This window comes from Arthrobacter sp. UYEF36 (genome assembly GCF_040547025.1).
In the GTDB taxonomy this organism is placed as follows: domain Bacteria; phylum Actinomycetota; class Actinomycetes; order Actinomycetales; family Micrococcaceae; genus Arthrobacter.
The window spans coordinates 1-21,960 of record NZ_JBEPOX010000021.1; the positions used below are offsets into that span (position 1 = coordinate 1).

The window sequence follows — 21,960 nt, forward strand, 5'->3', positions numbered from 1 at the left end:
AGCCTGTAACTATGCCGACCCGCGACCGGCCCGGACCCCGCACACCAGCCCGACCTGGCGGACACCTCGGCATAGTCGCGGGCTCGGCATAGATCGACCTATGCGGACATCCGCATAGGTCGATGAAGTCGGCTACATCCCGTTTGAACAGGACGCCGCAAACCTGTTCTTCCAGCTCGTCTCATCACGCTACGAACACGCCTCGCTGATCCTGACCTCGAACCTTCCGTTCGCGCGCTGGGGAGATGTCTTCGGAGACCAGGTCGTTGCCTCGGCCATGATCGACCGGATCGTCCACCACGCCGAAGTCATCACCCTCAAAGGGTCCAGCTACCGTCTCAAACACACCCGGACAGACTCCCTGCCCTCGACAAGACCGGAAAATCAGGCAGAATAACCAAATCAACGTGGCTCACTTTTCAACCCACGAAACGGCTCAGTTTTCGACCATCACTGACATGTTCAGCGCATTGATGACTTGGGGTCAACTCTGGCCGAGCTGTCACCGTCTCCAGCAGTGAGCATGGTAAAACTTGTTCTTGCATCATATTTATTTTTGTCTTAGGCGTCGTTGCCTGCCACAACTGTGCAGTGCAGCATCTGCAAGATTTGGGGGAATCCGTGGCACAAACAACTACCGGCTGGCTTGCCGACGAAGTGCTGGTTCGGGAGGTCAACGAACAGTTCGCGAGTGCGATAGCTGCCTATAGAGCGAAGCCCACGTTGATTGCTGAGCATGCTAACCACGAGGAGTCCATCCGGACCGGGGGATACGCAAATCGCACACTCCTCGAGCTCGTTCAGAACGCGGCAGATGCGATGGCCGGTGCAGCTGACGCCGGGTCGGGTGACATCGGAAGAGTCGAGATCGTGCTCGATTCAGTTTCGCGCACCCTTTACTGCGCAAATTCGGGACGTCCTTTTTCGAAGTCCGGATTGATTGCCATCACCCACGCCCACCTCAGTGGCAAGCGTGGTGATGAGATTGGACGGTTCGGACTAGGGTTCAAGTCGGTACTTGCCGTGAGCGAGTCGCCGCAAGTGATCAGCCGGTCCGTCTCATTCGAGTTCAACTCCTCACACGCATGCCAGGCCCTTGCCGCGGTATCAGCCGGGCAGCGACTTCCAGTCCTACGTACGGCGACACTCTTGGATGCAGCAAAAGAGATCCAGGAAGACCCGGTCCTTGCTGAGCTGGCAGTCTGGGCGTCGACGATCGTGAAGCTCCCGTTCGCATCCAACCTTGAGCACCTTCGCGAGGAGATCAAGAGTTTCGACTCGGAGTTCCTGCTTTTTGTTGAGGCTGTTCGTGAAGTCAAGCTCCGTGTCGTTGGTCCTGACCCCTTTGAAACCACCCATGTCTCTCGAGACTTGGGCGGGGGAATCCTTAGGATTGAAGGCCCCGATGGCGAAGGTAGCGAGTGGATGGTCGAGAGCCGGATGCATGCTCCCTCGGCCGAGGCGCGAAAGCTGGTTGGAGAAGCGGTGTCCCGCAGCGAGGTCAAGGTTACCGTTGCGGTTCCAGCCCAACAGAATCTTCTGCGAATCGGCCAGTTCTGGTCCTATTTCCGCTTGCAGGACACCACGTCCGCATCTGCGCTGTTCAACGCGCCTTGGAGCGTAAATGATGACCGGACTACCCTTCTCAAGAACGAGTACAACCGGGAAATGCTTCGAACACTTGCCGAGATTTTCGTGGGTCTCTTGCCTCGGCTTAGGACCCAAGCCGACCCCGCGGCACACCTGGACTACATGCCCGCCCGCGGCCGTGGCCAGGAAAGCCACGGTTTTGGCGACGAGAACTTGTCATCGCATGTGCTGCGACTCGCGGGAGCGGGCGCGCTAATTCCAAATGCTTCAGCTGAACTCTGCAATGGTGCTGAGCTGCGCCCGCTCGATCTAACCGCCCGCTTCGAGGAGCCGGTTCATAAGGGCTGGATCGTGTCTCCGAACACAGGAGACGATGTCCCGCATTGGCGCTGTTATTCGAATAGCACCCGCGCGTCCCGTCTGCGCGATCTACTCCTAGCCGCAACCAGCCCTAACTTCGATCCGAGCGCACGGGACACCAAACTGGCTTTGGAGCAGATGCCGAAGAGAGGCCTTCTGACTTGGCTTCGAGAGTGGGCCGAGGGCGACGACCCCACGTCGGCGGCCAATGCGTTCCGCACTGTTACTAAAAACCCGGGTCTTGATGAGATTGCGACGGCCAAGGTGATCCCCACGTCGGCGGGCATGCGTGCACTTATCGATAGGGACGTCGTGTTCCTCCACCATGAGAAAGACCTTGAAATAGAAGGGGCCGTCTTCGTAGACGCAGCATTCCTCGCCCAGGAAGGCGTCGAAGTGCTCCTTCGGGGACGCGGGTTCCGGGACCTCGATCCCGAGGCGATCCTAAATGCACGTTTGGCTACTCTTCCTGTTGAGCCTCATGACGACGACCTTGTCAAGCTATGGGACGCTGTTCTGTCGGTGGCTGCCCCTGCTGCTGCAAAGTTAATGGGCTCGTCGAGGGCGTCGATCAAGGTGCCGACTCGTGACGGTGGCTGGGCCTGGCCGCAGCAGGTGATCGACCTTGAGGTTGTTCTCCCTGACGATGTCGCATCGCGGCTCCTCGACCGTCGTCGCTGCGTACCTGACGTCGCCCACAGGCTGGGTGTGGTGCAGCAGCCGGTGAAAGACTTTGCCCTTGAGGATGAGCTGGCGTATGGCGCGTTCGTCGAGGCAACGCTCAGCGAGCTTAACGAAAAACAAGGGCCTGGTGAAAGGCCGATAAGGTCCATCGAGTTGAGCCCCGGTGAAGGCCCAGGACCGTTCTCGGTACTCTTCATGCTCCGTGACGCGGGTGCGTCACCTCAGATCCGCGAGAACTGGACGTCATCCCTTCTCTCCTTCGCCGAAGGGGAATGGATCTTTGAGGACGCCGACACTGGACGTACATTTGCGGTTACGTCACCGGCACGGTGGGCGATCGAGCAGGCGGGCCTGTTAAATACTACCCGCGGATACCGTCCGCTGCGTGATGTCGTCGCGCCCTCGTTGGTGCGTTTCGGTGGCCTATTGCCGCTTTACAAGGGGCCGCACCAGGCGTTGAACGTACTCGACCTCCCAGACACGCTCGATGCGGTCCCCCCTCACGTCCTGCGCGAGATGCTTGAGGGCGAGCTCTTCCCACGGGTGGACGACAACGGCACCCTCATCGAGTTCGTGCTGACAGCTAGCAAGATCGGACTCGCGGGCTCGAAACCTGCGACTGTGCCAGCGCGAGTCAAGCAGACGATTGAGGCGCATGCCCCTTGGACCGTCTACCTCGCCACGACCGACGAGCAGGAGGACTTCCTGCGCACCCGTCAACGCCCGTATCTTCGGGTCGCGACGGAGCAGATTAAGGAGATGGTCGAGGTCGTGGGTTGTCGTCGGTTCGAAGACAGCTTCTCTTTCTCCATGGTTGTCGACGGGCAGCAGGACGCTCAGCGGATCCTGGACGTGTACACCGGGCTGCGTAACGAGTTCGGAGTGCGTCTGGGCTCCTCCAAGGTTTCCCGGGCGCTCCAGATAGCCAAGCGCGTCACAACCGAGGATGGTGTCGAGGATCAGCCATTGAACTGGCACCTCGATGGGTCTGAGCTGATTGTTAGCAACGATGCCGACGAGCGACGGATCCTCGGTTTCGTGAACGAAGCATTCGGCCTTCGCCTCGACAACTCGCGGCTGGCGGCGGTGCTAAAGGCCGGGCTCGACCATCGGCTGGAGCTCCTGCGTCAGCAGGCGCACGCGATCGAGTCCGACGCTGATCGTCTCGATTTGTACATCGGGCCTGACGATTTGCGGGACGCGCTGCCGACTGGCCTTTGGACGGCGTTGGAGGCCCAAGGGCTCGTTGACGACGACACCTCGGTCGCCGGCCTCTTCCTGACTGTCTACGGCTCCGATTCGCTGCGGATTCTTGCGGATCGCTTTCGGGAGGAGGGATTCTCGGACGTACCGTCGGCGTGGGCGGGTACCCCGGCAGCCATCTCTTGGGTGCGCAAGATGGGCTTTGGCCCGGAGTTCGCAGGGCAGCGAAACCAGCCGCGTCCGGAAGAATTCATCGTCGCCGGAGCCGTCCGACTCAACAAGTTTCACAGCTACCAGAAGAAGATCAGCGAGGAGCTTCGGACGGTTCTGACCCAGCCGTCGGCGGACGGCCCGGCGCAAAAGGGAATGGTCGAGTTGCCGACGGGAGCGGGCAAGACCCGCGTGGCGACTGAGACGGCGCTCAAGTTGTTCGTCGATGAGGTGCTGTCCGGGACGATTCTGTGGATAGCCCAGTCCGCGGAGCTGTGCGAGCAGGCAGTGCAAACTTTCCAGACTGTCTGGCGGTACTTGGGCGACGAGCGCCCTCTGACTATCGGTCGGCTGTGGGACACCAATACAGTCCACGAGCCTGACACCGAGCTCTCCGTCGTCGTCGCTACAGACGCCAAGATTGAGGCGATTATGGATCGCCCGGATTACGAGTGGCTCAGCAAGCCGACCGCGGTCTTTATTGACGAGGCACACCGTGCGGGTGGATCGACGCGCTACACGACGATATTGCGATGGCTTGGCGTCGACGGGCGCAGCTGGGAACGTCCGCTGGTGGGCCTATCGGCGACCCCGTTCAGGGGGCGGGCAGGAGACCACAGCGGTACCAAGGAGCTAGTCGCGAGGTTCGGTACCAAGCGTCTCACGGCGTTCGAGTCCGACGCCTATAAAGAGCTCGTCAAGCTCGGCGTCCTCGCGAGCGTCCGGCATGAGGTGCTCCCGACAGGCGTCGAGGTCGATCTCAGCCAGGCGGAACGCAGCACTCTCCAGTCCAGCAGGCTCATCGACCGCTCCATCTACGAGCGAATTGGCCGAAACGAGCAGCGTATGCGAATCCTCGTGGAGCACATCCTGCAACAGGATCCGGACTGGCCGATCCTCGTATTTACGCCGAGTGTGCTGTCGGCCCAGGTGCTGGCCGCGTCATTACGATATCGCGGCGTGAAGGCGGCCTCGGTGAGTGGCCAGACCGGGCGCCAGGAACGCCGGAACGTCATCAAGGAGTTCCAAGATGGCGGGATCAAGGTGCTCGCTAACTGTGACCTGCTGGTCCAGGGTTTCGACGCACCGGGCGTACGCGCCCTGTACATTGCGCGTCCCACCTTCAGCCCTGGCGCTTACATCCAGATGGCCGGTCGAGGGCTGCGGGGCAAGGAGAACGGCGGCAAGGAAGAGTGCCTAATCGTCGACGTGGCCGACAACTGGGGCGCGATGAACGACTTCCTCGGGTACCACGACTACCAAGAGCTCTGGAAGGAGCAGCAGAGATGATCCTGGTTCCGGCCCTGGCAGACATTGAAAAGAAGTCCGTAAGCGCGGGTGAACGATCCCTTGCTCGGCTCCTTCGTGATATCGACGCCGACCCTAATGCAGTAGCTTTTTACTCGGTGGACCTCCGTTCGCACGCCTACAAGCAGCAAGCCGAGGCAGACTTCGTGATCTTATGGCGCGGGACCGTGATCGTGATAGAGGTCAAGGGGGGAGGTGTCCGCAAGCACGACGGTGTCTGGTACACAGTCGACCGGCACGGAGACTGGCACAGACTTGCGACCTCACCGATGGAGCAGGCTCGCTCGGCCGGCTTCGCGCTCCGAACCATCCTCAAAGAGCAAGGTATCGGATGGTTCGCCCACGAGGCCGTCGTCGTGACCCCGGACATCGACACGCCGCCGGATGCAGTCGGCTGGCTACCCACGCACTGGCTCGCGCGCGACCAAGTGTCCTCTGCACGCCTCGCAGCAGCGCTCGATGCAGTCGTAGCGGGCGCCCGTCCGACTCCATCCGGGGAGAAGCTTGCTCGGATGGACGACCTGCGGACGCGTCTGTTCGGCGAGTTCACCCGGATGCCAGTCATCGACGCACAGCGCGGAGCGGTCATCGAGGAGCAGAACCGCGCGACCGCCGGGCAATCGAGAGTTCTTGGGGCACTCGCGAGGAACCAACGCATGCTCGTCCACGGCGGCGCTGGAACCGGGAAATCCCTTGTCCTGGTCGAGGCCGCCAAGCAAGAAGCAGATCAAGGACGTTCCGTGCTGGTTACGTTTCGGTCGCCTGCTCTTGCGCGGTTCTTCTCCCCACACCTCGACTCCCGGCCAGTGGACGTAATACCTTTCGAGAAGCTCGGCACCGCGGGGCGGTATGACGTGGTACTCATCGACGAAGCGCAAGACATGATGACCGCCGAGGCTATGGACCGCATCGATACAGTGATCGTCGGAGGGCGAGGCAACGGGCGTTGGCGGATGTTCCTTGACCCGAACAACCAGGCGCACGTCGACGGGGAATATGACGCGGACGTTGCAGCCCTCGTGGCGGACGAGGCCGTAACAGTCGACCTCGACCTCAACGTGCGCAATACGAAGGCGATCGTGCACGTCGTCCAGGAATACCTCGGCGCGGATGTCGGGGACCCTGGAATCGTCCATGGCGAGCGAGTCCAATGGCACACAACGGAGAGCCGGGTCAATATCTCGGACGGGGCGGATGTCGCCGCAAAGCTTGTCAAAGAAGGGGTCCCCCGGAGCGAGATCTGGATCATCGACCCGTCCTCGGTTGCGGCGCCCGCGACGACCGATGGCATCACCGTAACCACCCCTAAGTTCGCCAAGGGCCTCGAAGCTGAGCACGTGATCGTATGCGGCCTGCCCGAACCGCTCGATGATGCCGGCATAGCGGCCTTCTACGTCGCGGTTACTCGGGCACGGGTCTCCCTCCACGTTCTGGTGTCCAAAGACGACAGACAGCGTCTTCAGCAGCTGGTACGGCAGAGGACGGTGACCGGATGACCCTCACCCAGGCACAAAGCTTGGTGCTAGAGCACTTGCGATCTGCCTATCTTGGGCCGGACGGAGGCGACGACGAAGTCCTCGAGAACCTTCCGAACAGGCAGTACGCCGTCGGCATGCTCTTCCCACGTGAAAACGCCGGTCCAGTCGTGGAGGGCGCTGCCACCCCCGACGTCGACGAGGTCGACCTCGACGGGGCCGTCTCTTCGTCCGGGGAAGTAGAGGAGGCCGCTTCCAGCGTTCCGATCGCGGAGGATTGGCGGCCGTCCTCCGTCGCAATCTCCTTCGTCACTAGCGAGTCGTCGGTCCTGTGCGACCTCACTGGCGCGACGTACACCGCCGTGGACGGGGACGGGCCGCCACGATGGCGGCGTGTGCCATTCCGCTTCGAGGGCCTTGAGCTTGCTCGCGACCAGCCGCACCGCGAGGAGACAGCCGGCGGCGTGCCGATCCAGATCGGATCTCGATGGAGAGCCTTTGGCGACGCGTTCCTCGTGACCGTCCACGTACGGGTCCTCGCCCAGTCGACCGGTGACGACCGCCTCGACGCGGTCAATATGCTCTACCAGCTCTCGCTTGCAGTCACGCCGCAGGAGCACGGATCGATCCTCGAGTATGACACGACCAGAGCCTTGGATCTCGACGATGAGTCCGCCGAGCTTCGACTCCGGTACCGCAACCGAAAGGTCTACGCCGTCGGGCACGGCATGGCCGCCAATTGGGAGATGTTTGACGGCCACTGCGCTCGCGTATGGCTCGACCCCGTGCCTTCATTCGTGGTGCCGGCTATCGAAACCACAGCCTTCGATGAGTCGGCGGCTGAGGCGCATGCCCTGCGTCTCGACCATCTCTCGTGTCTCGACTCGACACCGGACGTGGTTCTCGCGTCTTTGGACGCTTTTGTCGACGCCTTCGGGGCCTGGGTTGCCTCGGAAGAGGCGCGGGTGAACTCGTTCGACTCCGACGCCTTCGTCGCCAGACGGATCGTTGATCGCTCCGTGGTGGCCCTTGGCCGCATGCGTGAGGCCGTCACCCTTTTGAGGAAGGACGACCGGTCCGATATCCGCACCGCGTTCGCCCTCGCGATGGCTGCCATGCGCTTGCAGATGCGGCAGGCGGCGCTCAATCGGCATGACGCAGCATCGGAACCACGCTGGCGGCCGTTCCAGCTCGGGTTCCTGTTGGTCGCACTTGCCTCGACCGTCGATGAGACCCACTCAGAGCGCGAGCTCGTCGACCTGATTTGGTTCCCGACCGGTGGCGGCAAAACAGAGGCTTATCTTGGGCTCGCAGCGATCGAGATATTCCGCCGCAGAATTGCTGACGGGCCGGCTGGCAGCGGCACCGCGGTATTGACCCGGTACACGCTGCGCCTACTGACCTCACAGCAGTTCCAGCGTGCGGCCTCACTCGTCTGCGCGATGGAAATCCTTCGCCGGCCGGGTAGGCTCGGCGACCCGCGGGTAAAAGGGATGGCGGCCTTCACGATCGGCCTGTGGGTGGGCAATGAGGTCACTCCGGGATCCCGACGTGACGCCAAAGCCGCTTTGGAGAGACTACATAAGGCAGCGCGCCCAGAGGAAGCGAATCAGTTCCAGATTGAGAGCTGCCCGTGGTGCGCCACCCCGCTACTGCCTGAGTCGCGGTCTTCGAGGTTGAGCGAGTATGGCGTCAGGCTTGTCGGCCGCGACGTTGTCATCCACTGCACCAACATCACGTGCGAGTTCAGCGATGAGCTTCCGGTCGCGGTTGTGGACGAGGTGCTCTATGAGAATCCGCCGACGATCCTGCTCGCGACCGTCGACAAGTTCGCCCGCCTGCAGTTTCGTCCCGAGGCGGGGCGATTGCTCGGCCTAAATACCGCGTTCCGTCAGCCGTCCATGATCATCCAGGACGAACTGCACCTGCTGTCGGGTCCCTTGGGAACCACTGTTGCAGTCTTCGACGCCGTAATTCAGATGCTGCTCTCCGCTGGCGGAGCGTCGCCCAAGATCGTTGCGTCCACCGCGACGATCAGGTCCTCCGATGAACAGGTTCAGGGACTGTACGGACGAGCAGTCGCCTTGTACCCCCCGTCGGGTCTCGACGACGACCGCACTTTCTTTTCGCAGCCTGTCAGCAGCGGCGAGGGGCGCCTGTACCTCGGGCTGATGCCACAAGCCCTATCGCAGATGTCTGCCACCGTTTCAGCCGCCTCACCGTTGATCGAGATCCCAGCAATGCTCGATAGGTTGGGGAACCCGGGCGTCAGTCGGGACGCCTACTGGACCGCGGTGATGTACCACAACAGCTTGCGCGAGCTTGGCCGTACCGGAACGCTCGTGGTCGACGACGTTAACGCACGCCTTGAACCCAGAGCCGAGCGGCTCGGCCACGACCTCCGCATTGTCAGAGCAGGAAGGGTCCTCGAGCTAACCAGCCGTCGTGGACCGGAAGAGCTGCCGAACGATCTGCGTGAGCTCAGGCGCAGTGTAGATAACTCGGACCAAGCAGTAGACGTCGTGCTCTCGTCCAACATGCTTTCCGTGGGAATCGACATCCCGCGCCTAGCTTTGATGCTGATGGTCGGCCAGCCTAAGACCACCTCAGAGTACATCCAGGCCACCAGCAGGGTAGGGCGTGGCAAGGTCCAAGGTGTCGTCACGACGTTGTTCCGGTCCAACCGCGCGCGGGACCGCTCGCACTTCGAGACCTTCCGCGGCTACCACGAAGTGCTGTACCGGAATGTCGAGCCAACAAGCGTAACGCCCTGGTCGCTGGCGTCACGCGAGCGCTCGCTCGCCGGTGCTATGACGGCGCTTATACGCCATTCGGTACCCGCACTAGCTGAAAATGACGCCGCTGGTCGACTCGATCTGGACGATGCCGCGCAGAGGGGGACGATCGACGCCCTTGTCGATAGGTTCGCGAGCCTCGTGCAGCGTGCCGACAAGGTCGAAGGGGACGATACGCGAGAGAGGGTCAAGGTGCTACTAAACGAGTGGGACAGACGTGCGAGAAATGGGCGAGCGTCAGACTCTCGGCTCCTATACGACCGTCAAAATCAGGCCGACGCTGCACTGTTCAAGCGCTTCGGGCAGCCGGGCGAAGGCTGGCTTGTCGCTGACTCGATGCGGTCAGTCGAACCAAACGTGGCCGTGGATGTACGCGAGCCTTTTGAGGAGGGAACCATTGCAACGGATCAAGCATGACCTGCGGCTGTCGGAAACCGTCTCGCCTTTCGGGGTCGGGGCAATCGTTGACATCCGAGGTGAGTCCCTCATCGCTCCCGACACCTCGTGGTGGGATAAGCGCTTCGCCCCCGAAATCCACTGCGAACGCCTCGTGGAGCGGCTCGGACCAAGCACCCTGCGCGAGGCACCGGCTCACTCCGGCCGTGCAGGGAAAGATACACTCGGTCTGCTTTACTGGCGGTTCCCAACTTGGAGATTCTGCGAAAGGTGCTCCCGGCTGTCGCAGAAGACAGGAAAAAACAAGGGAAAATGGACGAACAAGTGTTCTTGCGACGGATCGCTCGTCCCTATGCGTTACGTCGCCGTCTGCGAGAAGGGCAGCCACCTCCAGGACATCCCTTGGTTCATGTGGACGCACCGCGGCCACGACGCTGGTGTCACGGAATCCGTACGCTTCTGCCGTGCCTACAAGGAACTTCGGTTCGTCCGTTCCGCCAAGCACGGTGAAGGCCTCAAGTCCCTGCGCGTGGAATGTGGTGGGTGCAAGAGGTCAAAGCCCCTGTCAGACCTCGTCACCAAGGACGCGCTCGCCCGCGACGGCATCCGCTGCAAGGGCGTCCAGCCTTGGCAGGACCCGATCCCCGGCAACGCATGCGATCACAAGCTATTTGCGGTGCAGCGCGGGGCGACCGGCAACTACATCGCCGAACGGATCTCGGCGCTCGACATCCCTGAGGAGCGCCCCCGCTCGGCTGCAGCAGCCGACGCCATCCGCGGTCACATGTTCTTTGAGAAGGTCGTCGCCGACAACGGTGGCCCGCAGTCTGAAATGGTCGCCGAATGGATCGCCAGCGAGCTCGGCGTGAGCGCTGAGGAGGTCCTGAGTGTCGCGGCCGGCGGCAACGAACCCAACGACGACATCTTGCTGGACCTGAAGGACGGCGAATGGGCGGCCTTCCTCAAGAAGCTCGAGACATCCGGACGGGATCTAAGCGAAGGCGACTTCGTCGTAGACAGCTGGACCGTTGGCAGTCACCAGGGTGTCCCCCCAGCGCTCGCCGCTCGTCTAACCGCCGTCGGACAGGTCAGGAGGGTCCGCGAGGTCCGTGCGCTCAAGGGGTTCCGCCGCTACTCCGCCGATGCGGAGATGATCAGAGCAGACCTTTCAATTGATGGCAAACGGAAGCCTGACTTACCTGCAATCGAGATGTATGGAGAGGGGATTTTTCTTCAGTTTGACGAGGAGTTCCTTAGCGAGTGGGAGAACCGACCAGAGGTCCAGGCGCGTGCTGGCATTCTCGTGAACAGGCGCAGTGAGACTCCATGGGCGCACCGCCTCGACGTCCCCGAGCCGCGCTATGTCGCTCTGCACACGATCGCGCACCTGTTAATCCGCCGCCTCGCCTATGCCAGTGGGTATTCCTCGGCGTCTCTTCAGGAGCGGATCTACGCGCATGCCGACCGGCCGGACCGTACTGCAGGCATCCTCGTCTATACAGCAGCGGGTGATGCCCAAGGCACACTCGGAGGTCTAGTAAGACTCGCCGATCCAGACAAGCTGGTGCCGTTGCTCCTCGCAGCACTTGACGATGCCGACGTTTGCTCGAACGATCCAGTTTGCATCGAGAGCGACAAGCAGGGTGCATCAAGCCTGAACCTCTCGGCCTGCCACGGTTGTTCGCTCGTCAGTGAGACGTCCTGTGAAACCGCAAACCGGTTTCTTGATCGACAGCTAGTGCTGGGCGGTAGCAATGTCCCCGGACTGCTGGACGGTGTGTTGGAGGAAGTGAGGTCGGCGGGTGCCGTCTGACGTGAGGCAGTCGTTCGTCTTGGGATTTTTCCGACTTGGTGAGGGGTGGCGGACCTAATTCGGTCTCTGTGACTCTCACAAGCGGCGAGGACAGGCTAGCGGCTAGGGGTGTCGCCGGCAGGCTAGGATTGAGCAATGGCAAGAGAGAGTACAGGCGAGGCGCCCATCACGGTTCTCGACCTATTCTCGGGTTGCGGAGGACTTTCTGAAGGCTTTCATCAATTTCGCCCGGACAACTCTAGCAATCCTGTTTTTCGCAGCATAGGTGCCGTCGAATGGGAGCCCGCAGCAGCCGCGAGCTACGCGATGAACTTTGGAGCCCGGTCAAGTCGGCATCGTCAGTTTGATCCGCCGGAAATTTTCTGCGGAGACATTGTTGGTTGGGAGCCTAAATGGCGCCCGGGCGATGTTGATGTCGTTGTCGGTGGCCCCCCGTGCCAGGGATTCTCAGGGTTAAATCGAAACAAGGTACGTGCAGACCGGAACAAACTCTGGCAAGAGTTCATTCGTGTCGTCACGGCCCTCCAACCCATGCTCTTCGTCATCGAGAACGTTGATCGATTCGTACGCTCCGTTGAGTTCCTGGATCTCCAAGAGCGGATCGGGAACGGGGACCTCACGAATTATCGACTCGTTGACGCGCCGGGAGCGCGGGAAATCGACACGGAAGAGGAACGCGCCAGGCGATTTGTGCTTAACGCGGCCGACTACGGCGCGAGGCAGGCACGTCGGCGGGCAATTGTGATCGGCATCCGGACAGACGCGGGGCTGCCCGTGGACAGCATGAAGTACCCCGTACCGACCCACTCCCGTGCCGGTCGCATTCCCGGCGGACTGGGCGCGCCGGTTGGCCTGCCCGCGTGGCGGACGGTCGACGATTTATTCGCTGAAACCGCCAGCAAGAAACTCGGAACAACGGAGCTGCCTGCGGGCCGAGTGGTGGGGATCGACGGCATCACGGCAAGCATGGCAGGACCATTTGTCACCTCGGAGCTGCATATCACTAGGCGCCCCGAACCCATTTCGCTCGCTCGTTACAAGGCGATTCCGATTAACGGAAACCGCAAGAATCTGCGGGGTCGTTATCTCTGTCGTTTCGAGGAAGGCGGGGAGCTGATTATCGAAAAGGTAGGGAGTCCCCGCGACGGCGTAGGCGGCCTAGATCCACTTGGCAGCTACAAGGTGGTTGCGGAGGGCACTTCAACTTCTGAGACGCTGTCAGTTCGGTCGTGTGAGATAGAAGCGATCACTTCCGGCCGCCGTCAGGATGCGGCGTTTCGAGCGGAAGTCTGGGACGGACAGTCGACTCGAAGTGCCACCCTCGAATACCTGTCAACTCCGGCGTGGGATGGACACGACACGGGCTCGGGGGACGTTATGGGACGGATCCGGCATGGCTCACCGTCGGTCACAGTCCGGACCGAATTCTTCAAGCCAGAGAAGGGGCGCTACCTTCACCCGACGGACGACCGCCCAATTACCCATCTTGAGGCAGCCAAGCTCCAAGGATTCCCTGATGATTTCCTGTGGTGCGGATCAAAAACTGATATCGCCAAGCAGATCGGAAATGCAGTTCCTGTTCCCTTAGCGACAAGAATCGCGGCTTCGATCTACAGTTACCTGCGCTCGGCAAGTCAAATACACCCTTCGGACTCTCTCACGGAGGTCAGAGCCTTGGGCTGGCCTGGTGTGGTTCCAGAATCCGGCGGCGTCCCTGAACTTATTACAAGAGGGCTGTCGAAACGCCTACACGACGATTTCGTTGAGCAGGCCACAGCAGTTTGATCCGTGGAGACGTTAATAATCCAAGCGATTCGCGCGAGAGCCTGGGACGCTGATCGGCCCAGTACAACTGGCAACACTCTCTCTGCCGACATGCAGGGACACCGCCGTTGGCTGTTGGCAGGCGCACCTATGAATGCAAATCGGAGTCCACATGTCAGTCCCACCGTTAATCAGCCCTAGCTGATCGTCATGCCGGGCGTGGCCGGGCCTCAGCCGCTATCCACCGAGCCCCCGCGAGCAAGCGCTCCATACGGGGCAGGTCGCGGCTGAGGGGTGCTCCACTGACCGTGGCTCCATCTTGTGCGTTTCCCGATTGACCTGTTGCCGGGAGAGCTCGTTGGGCTCGTAGCCGCTCGACCTGGGGATTGTGGGGGGCTGAACGCCATGGCGCCCACGTACCGCCGGCTGCTGGACCACCTGCAGCCGCAGCAGCTCCTTGGGCTGACCGCGACGCCGGAACGCGGCGATGGCGTCGACGTCGCCCAGCAGTTCTTCGATGGCCGCACCGCCAGCGAACTGCGTCTCTGGGACGCCCTGGACGCGGATCTGCTGGTGCCGTTCCACTACTTCGGCGTCTCGGACGACGTCGACCTCAGCCAGCTGGAATGGAAGCGCGGCAACTACGACACCGCGCAGCTGAACAACCTCTACACCGGCAATGACGCCCGCGAGGCCAAGGTGATCCGCGAACTCCGCGACAAGGTCACCAGCACCGAGCAGATGCGGGCCATCGGCTTCTGCGTCTCGGTCCAGCACGCCCACTACATGGCGGAGGTCTTCAACCGCGCCGGCATCGCCTCGGTCGCCGTCGACGGCAGCACCGACGACGCCGACCGGGCGGCGGCGCTGAAGCGGCTCGCCGCTCGCGAGATCAACTGCATCTTCGCCGTCGACCTCTTCAACGAGGGTCTGGACCTGCCGCAGGTGGACACGATCCTGATGCTCCGGCCCACGCAGAGCGCCACGATCTTCCTCCAGCAGCTGGGGCGCGGGCTGCGCCGTGCCGAGGGCAAGGCGGTGCTGACCGTCATGGACTTCATCGGCCAGCAGCGCCGTGAGTTTCGGTTCGATCTGCGCTACCGGGCGCTCACCGGCTACGGGCGCAAGGAACTGGAGAAGGCTGTCGAGGACGAGTTCCCGTACCTGCCGCCGGGCTCGCAGATCGTGCTGGACCGGGTGGCGCAGAAGGTCGTGCTGGACAACATCAAGGCGCAGCTGCGGTTCAACCGGGCCCAGCTGGTCCGGGACATCGCCTCGTACGCGGAGACGGAGCTGGACGCCTACTTGGAGCGGTCCGGGAACGACGTGAAGTCGATTTACCGTTCGACCAAGGATTCGTGGACCGGCTACCTTCGTCAGGCCGGCCTCATCCAGGGCTTTTCACCATTGGAGACGGTCCTCAGCGGAAGGATCCAGGAGCTCTCCGACGCCGCCGAAAAGAAGCTCCTTGGCCGCATGGCCGCGCTGATCCACGTGGACGAACCGGAACGGGCCGAGGCCTACTCAATGCTCGTCGGTGCAGATGCACCCCGATACGCGGAGCTCGGCATGCCCAAGCAGACGGCCGCCCGCATGCTGTTCTACACGCTCTGGGACGACGGCGGCGGTTTCCAGTCATACGACGCTGGACTATCTGCGCGGCTACCAGTTTGTATGCAGCGAGATCCGGCAGATCGTGAGGCTCGGTGTGGCAGTTTCCAAGCGTGCCGCGAAGGGCCTCGGCGCGGGATTGTAGCAGGTTCCGCTGCTTTCGCACGCCACGTACCGGCGTGAGGAGGTCCTGGCAGCGCTGCAATACGGGTCGCTGGAGCTGGGCAAAACGTGCAGCACCGTGAGGGCGTGGCCTGGTGCCCGGCGACGTCCACAGATGCCTTCTTCGTCACGCTCACAAGGACGACAAGAAACATTCGGCCACGACGATGTACAAGGATTACGCCATCAGCCCGGAGCTGTTCCACTGGAAATCGCAGAACGCGACGTCGCCCGGAAGCCCGACGGGCAGGCGGTACCTGGACCCGACCGCCCACGGTTCGAAGATCCTGATCTTCACCCGGGACACCTCAGAGGACGAGACCGGGCTGACTGTTCCCTACACGTGCCTCGGCCAGGTGGACTATGTGCAGCACGCGGGAGAGAAGCCGGTTGCGATTACGTGGAGGCTGCACAGGACGATGCCGGCCGATGTGTTTGCGACGGCCGCTGCGGTGGCGCGATGAGATCTCCGCGCGACCTCGCGACTCATGATCGTCAGGCGGGGAGATCAAGCCTCCCCGCCGCTGCCAGATAAGACCTCGGAATCCGCGAGATTCCGGGTTTTTTCAGTTCCCTGGGGTGAGCCGGATCCTTGCGAAATTCCTCCGGATTCTCGCCAAATCCCCCGTTGCCCCGGCAGGTGGATTCCTTTGACGACTTCCACGATGAGCGGGTACATTCCCTGGAGAAACGGACCATGATCCAGTGGACTGGGTAGCCCGGGAGATGCTGATCGGGGTCCATCTCAATGGCCCACCTCGGATCCACTCTGCTGCCGTCGCTCTCGTGGATGCTACCGACGCTTGGACATGGTGTGGAGGCGAACGGCAGGCCGTGGAAAGGCGTCGAGTGCAGCGCTTGTAGCTTCTGTTGGCAGGGGTGACGCGACTCGTGAAACGTAGCCTGAGCAGGCCGGCGGCTTGATCAGTTCCTGTTGAGGCCGAATTGGCGTGTCATGAGCGCTGCCTTGTAGTGGGACTCGGCTGAGTTGACCTCTGAGGAGGGTGTGCTGGGTCCGAACACGCGCAGGAGGCTGAAAACGAAGTGCCGTGCATGGTCCGTCTTCATCCCTGTCCTTTCCCCCGCTGCGCTCTGATGGGCAAGCTCGCGGAGCGCTACGTTACCGCCGTGGCCGTCTCGCGCGTACGCTGTCCACCGGCCGAGAATTCGTTCGGCACCATCGGCTTTGCCTACGTACTGTTTGCCGTTGGTGGAGTCTGTGATGAGGTAGATTCCCTGGACCTCGGATAGGGCGATACGCCAGTCGGTGTAGCGGGGATCGTCCACCAAGTCGCGCAGTTGGTGGTAGGTGAGCAGCACGCCGTCGAAGCCTGGGAAGTGGACCTTGTCCCGGTCGGCGATCTCCAGCACGGGCATTCGTGCGCATGTGGGTGAGCCGGCGTTCCGGTGCCAGCTGCGGGGGTTGTCCCATTCGACTACGAGTCGGTCGTTGAGGGGTGCAAGGAATTCTGTCGGGCGAAGGTCGAAGAATCTGTACTTCTTGGTGGATGTTGTTGCCACCTCGCCCTGGTTCTCGTAGGTACCCCAGAGGCGGGAGCGGCGCCCGCCGTCGGCAATGAGGATCACCCAGTATCGGGGAGGGCTTGAGGGGAAGCGGGGCGGAATGTCTTGCTCTCTGGTGTAGGCGAGGACTCGTTCCTGGGTCAGATCCTCCGGCCCACGCAGCGCATCGGGATCACTCGGCTTAAAGGTGTGGCGGATGACGTGTATGTCCTCCAGCGGGACAGCTGGGTCATAGTCCCCGCCTATGCCACGAAGCACATGACCCAGGGTAAGGGACGCGCGGGAAGCCGGCTCTTCAGGGACCACTGTCTCCGCAGGCACGTAGAGGGGAGGGATTCGCAGATCAGACACTGGAACACCTTATGCCACTGCGCTTCTGCCTGGGCTCCTCCTCTGTTTCGGCCACGACACGCTCGCCAACTGAGAGTGCGGCGGCGATGCGAGCGGCGGAAAATTAGAACACTTCAAACGACGGCTAAGGGCGTTTGGCGCGGGTTACCCCCACCAGCAGACGTCCAGCGAAGAGGATTCCGGGGCTCTGACATTCCTCTGCAGGTAGCGGCCGAAGTCTGTTGCCGTCTTCGCATGAACTCCGCCATCGGCTTCGGCTGTGCCGTCGGCCGCTGAACATTCTCCCTCGCCAGTTCGATTCTGGCAGGAAGCTCGAGAAGAACCCCTAGAAATCAACGATTTCTAGGGGTTCCTTGTTTGGTGGTTGACAACGCAAGGCTCCCGTGCAGGCAGTGCATTTCCGGGTAGTTCCCAACGTCACGGTCACTTTTACGTCACCTGAAGATTCTCGCTGGAAGTCAGCTTGTGCGTCCGTGCGCTCCTGGTCCACGACTCCAGACGGTTGTCACTGTCGACCTATGCGAGGGACACCAGTGCTGGTGTCGAGCGTTGTTGTCGGACCTCGATGGTTTCATTGGGTCCATCAAAGTTGATCAACCCATCCAGCCGGGCACCTCACAGGGGATTCGGCCTCCGCCGACGGCGCGCTTAATTCGAACGGTGCATGGCAGCGGCTAGGGTGGATTTAGATTTTCAGGACGAGGAGTAACGCGTGGCCGATCAGGGTTCAAAACCAATCAAGACACTAAGCCTTTTTTCTGGTGCTGGTGGATTGGACATCGGTTTCCATCAAGCTGGCTTTGAAGTGGTCGCTGCTGTCGAAATCGAACCGCAGTACGCACTCACTTTGGACAGAAACGGCCGTGCCGACGCTTACTTTGGGCACGACGTCCGAGTGCACTGCGAGGACATTCGCGAGTTCGATCCGAGTCCGTACGTTGGGATCGGCATAGAGTGCGTAATCGGCGGCCCGCCGTGCCAGACCTTTTCCGCCGCAGGCAGACGTTCGGGGGGAGTTCTGGGTCTTGATGACGAGCGAGGGCAGCTGTTTCGGGCTTACATCCGCATACTCGACGCGATTCGCCCGGAAGTATTCGTGTTTGAGAACGTCTACGGTCTGCCCGGCGCCAACGGTGGCGGACCGTGGAGAGAGATCATCGAGGGGTTTTCCTCCGCTGGCTATGATCTGTCAGCCCAAGTCGTGGATGCGGCAGACTACGGGACACCGCAGCATCGCGAACGCTTGGTCATGGTCGGAACCAAAGGTAGTGGTTTCCGGTTCCCCATGCCGACACACGGCCCTGACGCCCCGCCCACCGGGCTGCCACTCGTCTCCGCGCAAGAGGCCCTGCGGGGCCTGGGAGAGCCTGATGAGGGCTATCACGCGGGCCCAGGGGGTCTTTACGGCCATCTCCTGCCGTTAGTCCCGGAAGGAATGAACTATTCATTCTTCACTCGCGAGATGGGCCACCCTGAACCGATATTCGCGTGGCGATCCAAGTTCCATGACTTTCTGCACAAGGCCTCGCCGGACGAACCGGTGCGAACGATCAAATCCAAGCCCGGCAAGTTCACAGGCCCCTTCCACTGGAAGAATCGTCACTTCACGGCCGCTGAACTCAAGCGACTGCAGTCATTCCCAGACGAATACGAGGTCGTCGGAAGTTACAACAAGGTACTTGAGCAGATAGGAAACAGCGTCCCTCCTGCATTGGCCAGGAGCATCGCTATCTCCGTGAAGGAACAGATCCTTCGCCCGGCTGCAACCTTGGAACTGCCCCTTCGGGGCGACGACTTCGTTTCCACGTTCAGAAAGCGCCAACGAGAACGGAACAAACAGTTTCACGAAAAGGCTAAAGCCGCTTTGGGCGACCGGCACGGTAAGACTGGCGCAGCAACTGCTGTGGACGCAAGGAACCACGAAACTTACTTTGCGGTTTTCGACTCTCCATTGGATCGATCGTTTCACGCTCAGGACCCCTCAGTCGGCCTGCGTTCAAGTGTCGAGACGCAGCGAGTTGGTAGTCATCTGTCCATCCTTATGAAGCCGGTCAATACTGCACCCGAACACGCGGCCGTGGACGTTACCATCGAACTGACCGGGCTAGTCAAATACATGGATCACACGGACAAAGTCACCATGCAGGCGACAGTGCGATCAATCGCTGATGTAGTCTCCGTCTGGGTTGTGATCGAGAACGAGCTGGTTAAGCGGTCACGGTTTTTCACCCTCATCGATATCTATGGTCATTACGCCAACCGTGGAGATACCGTTCGTGTGTCTACATCTGTGTACGGGGATCACTCTCCAATGGCCAAACTGATCGAATTTTTTGGTTCATCCGAAAACTGCGGCGTTGCAGCCCTAACAGATGTTGTGCAGGGCGACGATCGGGTCGTCGACATCTGGACAGTCGACAAACTGCGCGACCTGCGATGGGATGTTCGAACCAAAGGCACGCACCCAACCCTGGGGCGAGGGGAAATACTTTGCACGTACCCGTTCCCGTCGATTTCCCTAAAGGCACATTTTGAGAAGGGCCAAGCTGGCCTAGGAGAGGCAATATAGGGCCTTGGAAACTGTAGACCTGCCGGAGATTGATGAATCAACTGCTCCTGACGCACCTGAAAGGCTTGCGCTTGAGCTGGCGCTTCGGGAAGCTCTAGAAGATGCTTACAAAGAAGCCTCAGCAACAGTTGAAGCCAGCGAGGATTCCCGTGTTGCTGAGGAGTCGTCCCTGGAAGCGGCGGCGACTGTTGCACTTGAAGCGGACCGTATATTCGATAATTGTCGCGCCGCCGACAGTGAGGACCGCTACCAGACCCCGGAGGCCACTGAACCTGCCGGCTCGCTTCCGGCGAGTTCTCCGTCGTACGTTTTGCCTGACAGCATTAAACAAAAAGTTCGCAAGCTGGCAGGTACCAAACATGCTGCACGCGGTGCGCTCTTGACTCTTGCCCTTTACAAAATGCTGGTACCCACCCAAGACATCCGCATGAGCAAAACAGAGCATCCAAATGGCTTTTCTGCCCGCCGATTTGATACTAGGGTTACGGTTCCGTTCTTGCTCATTGAGAGCCTCCCTAAGAATGTGGAGACGCATTGGTTGACGCAGTCCTTCTCATTTGCTGAGCCTTGGACCCGTGAGCGCACCATCACCACCGTTCCCAAGGCCGCTGGTGTGCTGCTCGTCGACCTCGTCAATGACCTTGAAGAGATTCAGGCTGAACAAGCCCAAGCTGCGGCTCGCGAGTATGTTGTAATCATTCTGGAAGAGCTAATTCGCGAACGCAATCGCGGGCGCGTGGCTTTGACTTGTCCCAAGAACTTGACTATCGACGAAACTCGGCGACTCTTGGCGGAACAATTCAGTAGGCATTACAGAAGCAGTGGACCGAGACTGCCTCAGTTGGCCATGTACGCAGCGTACTCCTGCCTCTTTGAATCCGGAGTCGGCAGGTACCGAGATTGGCAACTTGCACCACTCGGGCGAATGAAGGCCGCGGATCGGAAGTCAGGAACCGTGGGCGACATTGTAGTTTTGGAAAATGGCCGACCTATTGAGGCCGTTGAAACCAAAATGGGCGTTCCGATAGGCCGGGCGATCGTTCTCGAGGCGATGCAGAAAATCGTGTCCGCTTCCGTCGAGCGGTACTTGATATTGTCGACAGCTGGCATTCAAGAGGATGACCGCGCCTTTATCGTGCAGCGCTGTGTAGAATTTCAACGCAGCAATGGATGTGAAGTCATTGTCAACGGCGTACTCGACACTATTGGATATTACCTGCGCCTGTTGCCGAGTACTTCGATGTATCTGAAAACGTATGCAGCTCTAATGGAGGTCGATAAGGACATCGACTATGAACACAAAGTTGCCTGGAACGAGATTTGCGCCCGACGACACATGGTTTGAAGACCCACCATGAGTTTGGTTCCCCGCCGCCCGCAGTGCTAGATCTGTGGGGGTATCTTCTCTAATTGCCCTGGGCTCTTAGGCCAGTGCCCTCGCGACGTCGTAGCCTGCCGCCTTCTCCAGCCGTTGCCCTGCCCTGTCATACCGTCGGGTGGTGCGGGGATCGGCATGGCCCATGCTGTCCTGGAGGTCATGCAGGGTGGTCCCTGCATGAAGGGCGATGGTGGCGAACGTGTGCCGCAGGCTGTGGGGGCTGATCTGCCCCTCGATCCCTGCCACCCTTGCCAGCCGTCGCACGGTGCGGAACGCCTCAGAGGGATTCCAGGGCTTACCCGTGGCCGTCGTGAAGATCGGCAGGCCACAGCCTGCCGTTCCTGCTACCAGCTCACGTCCAGTGGTTCCAAGATAGGCATTCAGCGCCTCTACGGCGGGGGCCGGCACGGCCACCTTGCCATCCTTGCCGCCCTTGCGCCGGATGCTCAGCGTCCGGAGTCCGGAGTCGTGGCCGTAGTCCCCTGTGCTGGCGTTCAGCGCCTCACTAAGCCGGACCCCGTTGAACAGCAGCAGCGACGCTAGGGCTAAGGAGCGTGGACCATCAGTCCGTGCCGCCGCCAGCAGTGCGCGTGCCTGGTCTGTCGTCAGTCCTTGTGTGTCCGAGTGGTCCGCGTCCACTTTGGGCCGCTTGACCAGCTCCACCGGGTTACCCCCGTTACATTTATTGGGTCCCCGACCGACGGGGACATGGTCGCTGGACCCGGTATGACTTTCTCGCCCTGTCACTGATGATCCGGGGGGTGTTG

The 21,960-nt window shown here is 61.0% G+C and carries 11 protein-coding genes and 1 pseudogene; 10 read left to right on the forward strand and 2 right to left on the reverse strand.

Features of this window, described 5'->3' with window-relative positions; all coding sequences use genetic code 11:
• Window positions 1-118 precede the first annotated feature (118 nt).
• The 8 genes and pseudogenes from ABIB29_RS19745 to ABIB29_RS19780 all read left to right on the forward strand — a co-directional run.
• Window positions 119-397: pseudogene (locus ABIB29_RS19745) on the forward strand (ATP-binding protein); the annotation flags it as partial.
• A 224-nt stretch (window positions 398-621) separates the two neighbouring features.
• Complete coding sequence (locus ABIB29_RS19750; protein ID WP_354174713.1) at window positions 622-5,337, forward strand: DEAD/DEAH box helicase; 4,716 nt, start codon at window positions 622-624, stop codon at window positions 5,335-5,337.
• Window positions 5,334-6,851, forward strand: coding sequence for a nuclease-related domain-containing DEAD/DEAH box helicase (locus ABIB29_RS19755; RefSeq protein WP_354174714.1), 1,518 nt, complete (start codon window positions 5,334-5,336; stop codon window positions 6,849-6,851). Before ABIB29_RS19750 ends, ABIB29_RS19755 begins: the two co-directional genes overlap by 4 nt.
• Window positions 6,848-10,042, forward strand: coding sequence for a helicase-related protein (locus ABIB29_RS19760; protein ID WP_354174716.1), 3,195 nt, complete (start codon window positions 6,848-6,850; stop codon window positions 10,040-10,042). The genes ABIB29_RS19755 and ABIB29_RS19760 overlap by 4 nt, the downstream gene beginning before the upstream one ends.
• Window positions 10,023-11,834, forward strand: a complete 1,812-nt coding sequence (drmB, locus tag ABIB29_RS19765) for a DrmB family protein (protein ID WP_354174717.1) — start codon at window positions 10,023-10,025, stop codon at window positions 11,832-11,834. Before ABIB29_RS19760 ends, drmB begins: the two co-directional genes overlap by 20 nt.
• Before the next feature lie 135 nt (window positions 11,835-11,969).
• Window positions 11,970-13,619: a DNA cytosine methyltransferase gene (locus ABIB29_RS19770; RefSeq protein WP_354174718.1), complete on the forward strand. Its 1,650-nt coding sequence runs from the start codon at window positions 11,970-11,972 to the stop codon at window positions 13,617-13,619.
• A gap of 384 nt (window positions 13,620-14,003) precedes the next feature.
• A complete protein-coding gene (locus tag ABIB29_RS19775) occupies window positions 14,004-15,392 on the forward strand; it encodes a DEAD/DEAH box helicase (RefSeq protein ID WP_354174720.1) in 1,389 nt (462 codons plus the stop codon).
• A 146-nt stretch (window positions 15,393-15,538) separates the two neighbouring features.
• Window positions 15,539-15,835 carry a DUF3427 domain-containing protein gene (locus ABIB29_RS19780; protein WP_354174722.1) on the forward strand — a complete coding sequence of 99 codons (297 nt, stop codon included), beginning with the start codon at window positions 15,539-15,541 and terminating at the stop codon, window positions 15,833-15,835.
• 460 nt (window positions 15,836-16,295) lie between these two features.
• Here the strand turns inward: ABIB29_RS19780 and ABIB29_RS19785 are convergent, their stop codons facing one another.
• Window positions 16,296-17,246 (reverse strand): GIY-YIG nuclease family protein, encoded by a 951-nt coding sequence (locus ABIB29_RS19785; protein WP_354174724.1) that lies wholly within the window; start codon window positions 17,244-17,246, stop codon window positions 16,296-16,298.
• A gap of 712 nt (window positions 17,247-17,958) precedes the next feature.
• Between ABIB29_RS19785 and ABIB29_RS19790 the strand changes: the two genes are divergently transcribed.
• Together ABIB29_RS19790 and ABIB29_RS19795 are read left to right on the forward strand one after the other, a co-directional pair.
• Window positions 17,959-19,815 (forward strand): DNA cytosine methyltransferase, encoded by a 1,857-nt coding sequence (locus tag ABIB29_RS19790; protein ID WP_354174726.1) that lies wholly within the window; start codon window positions 17,959-17,961, stop codon window positions 19,813-19,815.
• Between the two features lie 4 nt (window positions 19,816-19,819).
• Complete coding sequence (locus ABIB29_RS19795) at window positions 19,820-21,160, forward strand: hypothetical protein (protein WP_354174727.1); 1,341 nt, start codon at window positions 19,820-19,822, stop codon at window positions 21,158-21,160.
• A 78-nt stretch (window positions 21,161-21,238) separates the two neighbouring features.
• Here the strand turns inward: ABIB29_RS19795 and ABIB29_RS19800 are convergent, their stop codons facing one another.
• On the reverse strand, window positions 21,239-21,856 hold the full coding sequence (locus ABIB29_RS19800) for a tyrosine-type recombinase/integrase (protein WP_354174729.1): 618 nt from the start codon (window positions 21,854-21,856) through the stop codon (window positions 21,239-21,241).
• Window positions 21,857-21,960 lie beyond the last annotated feature (104 nt).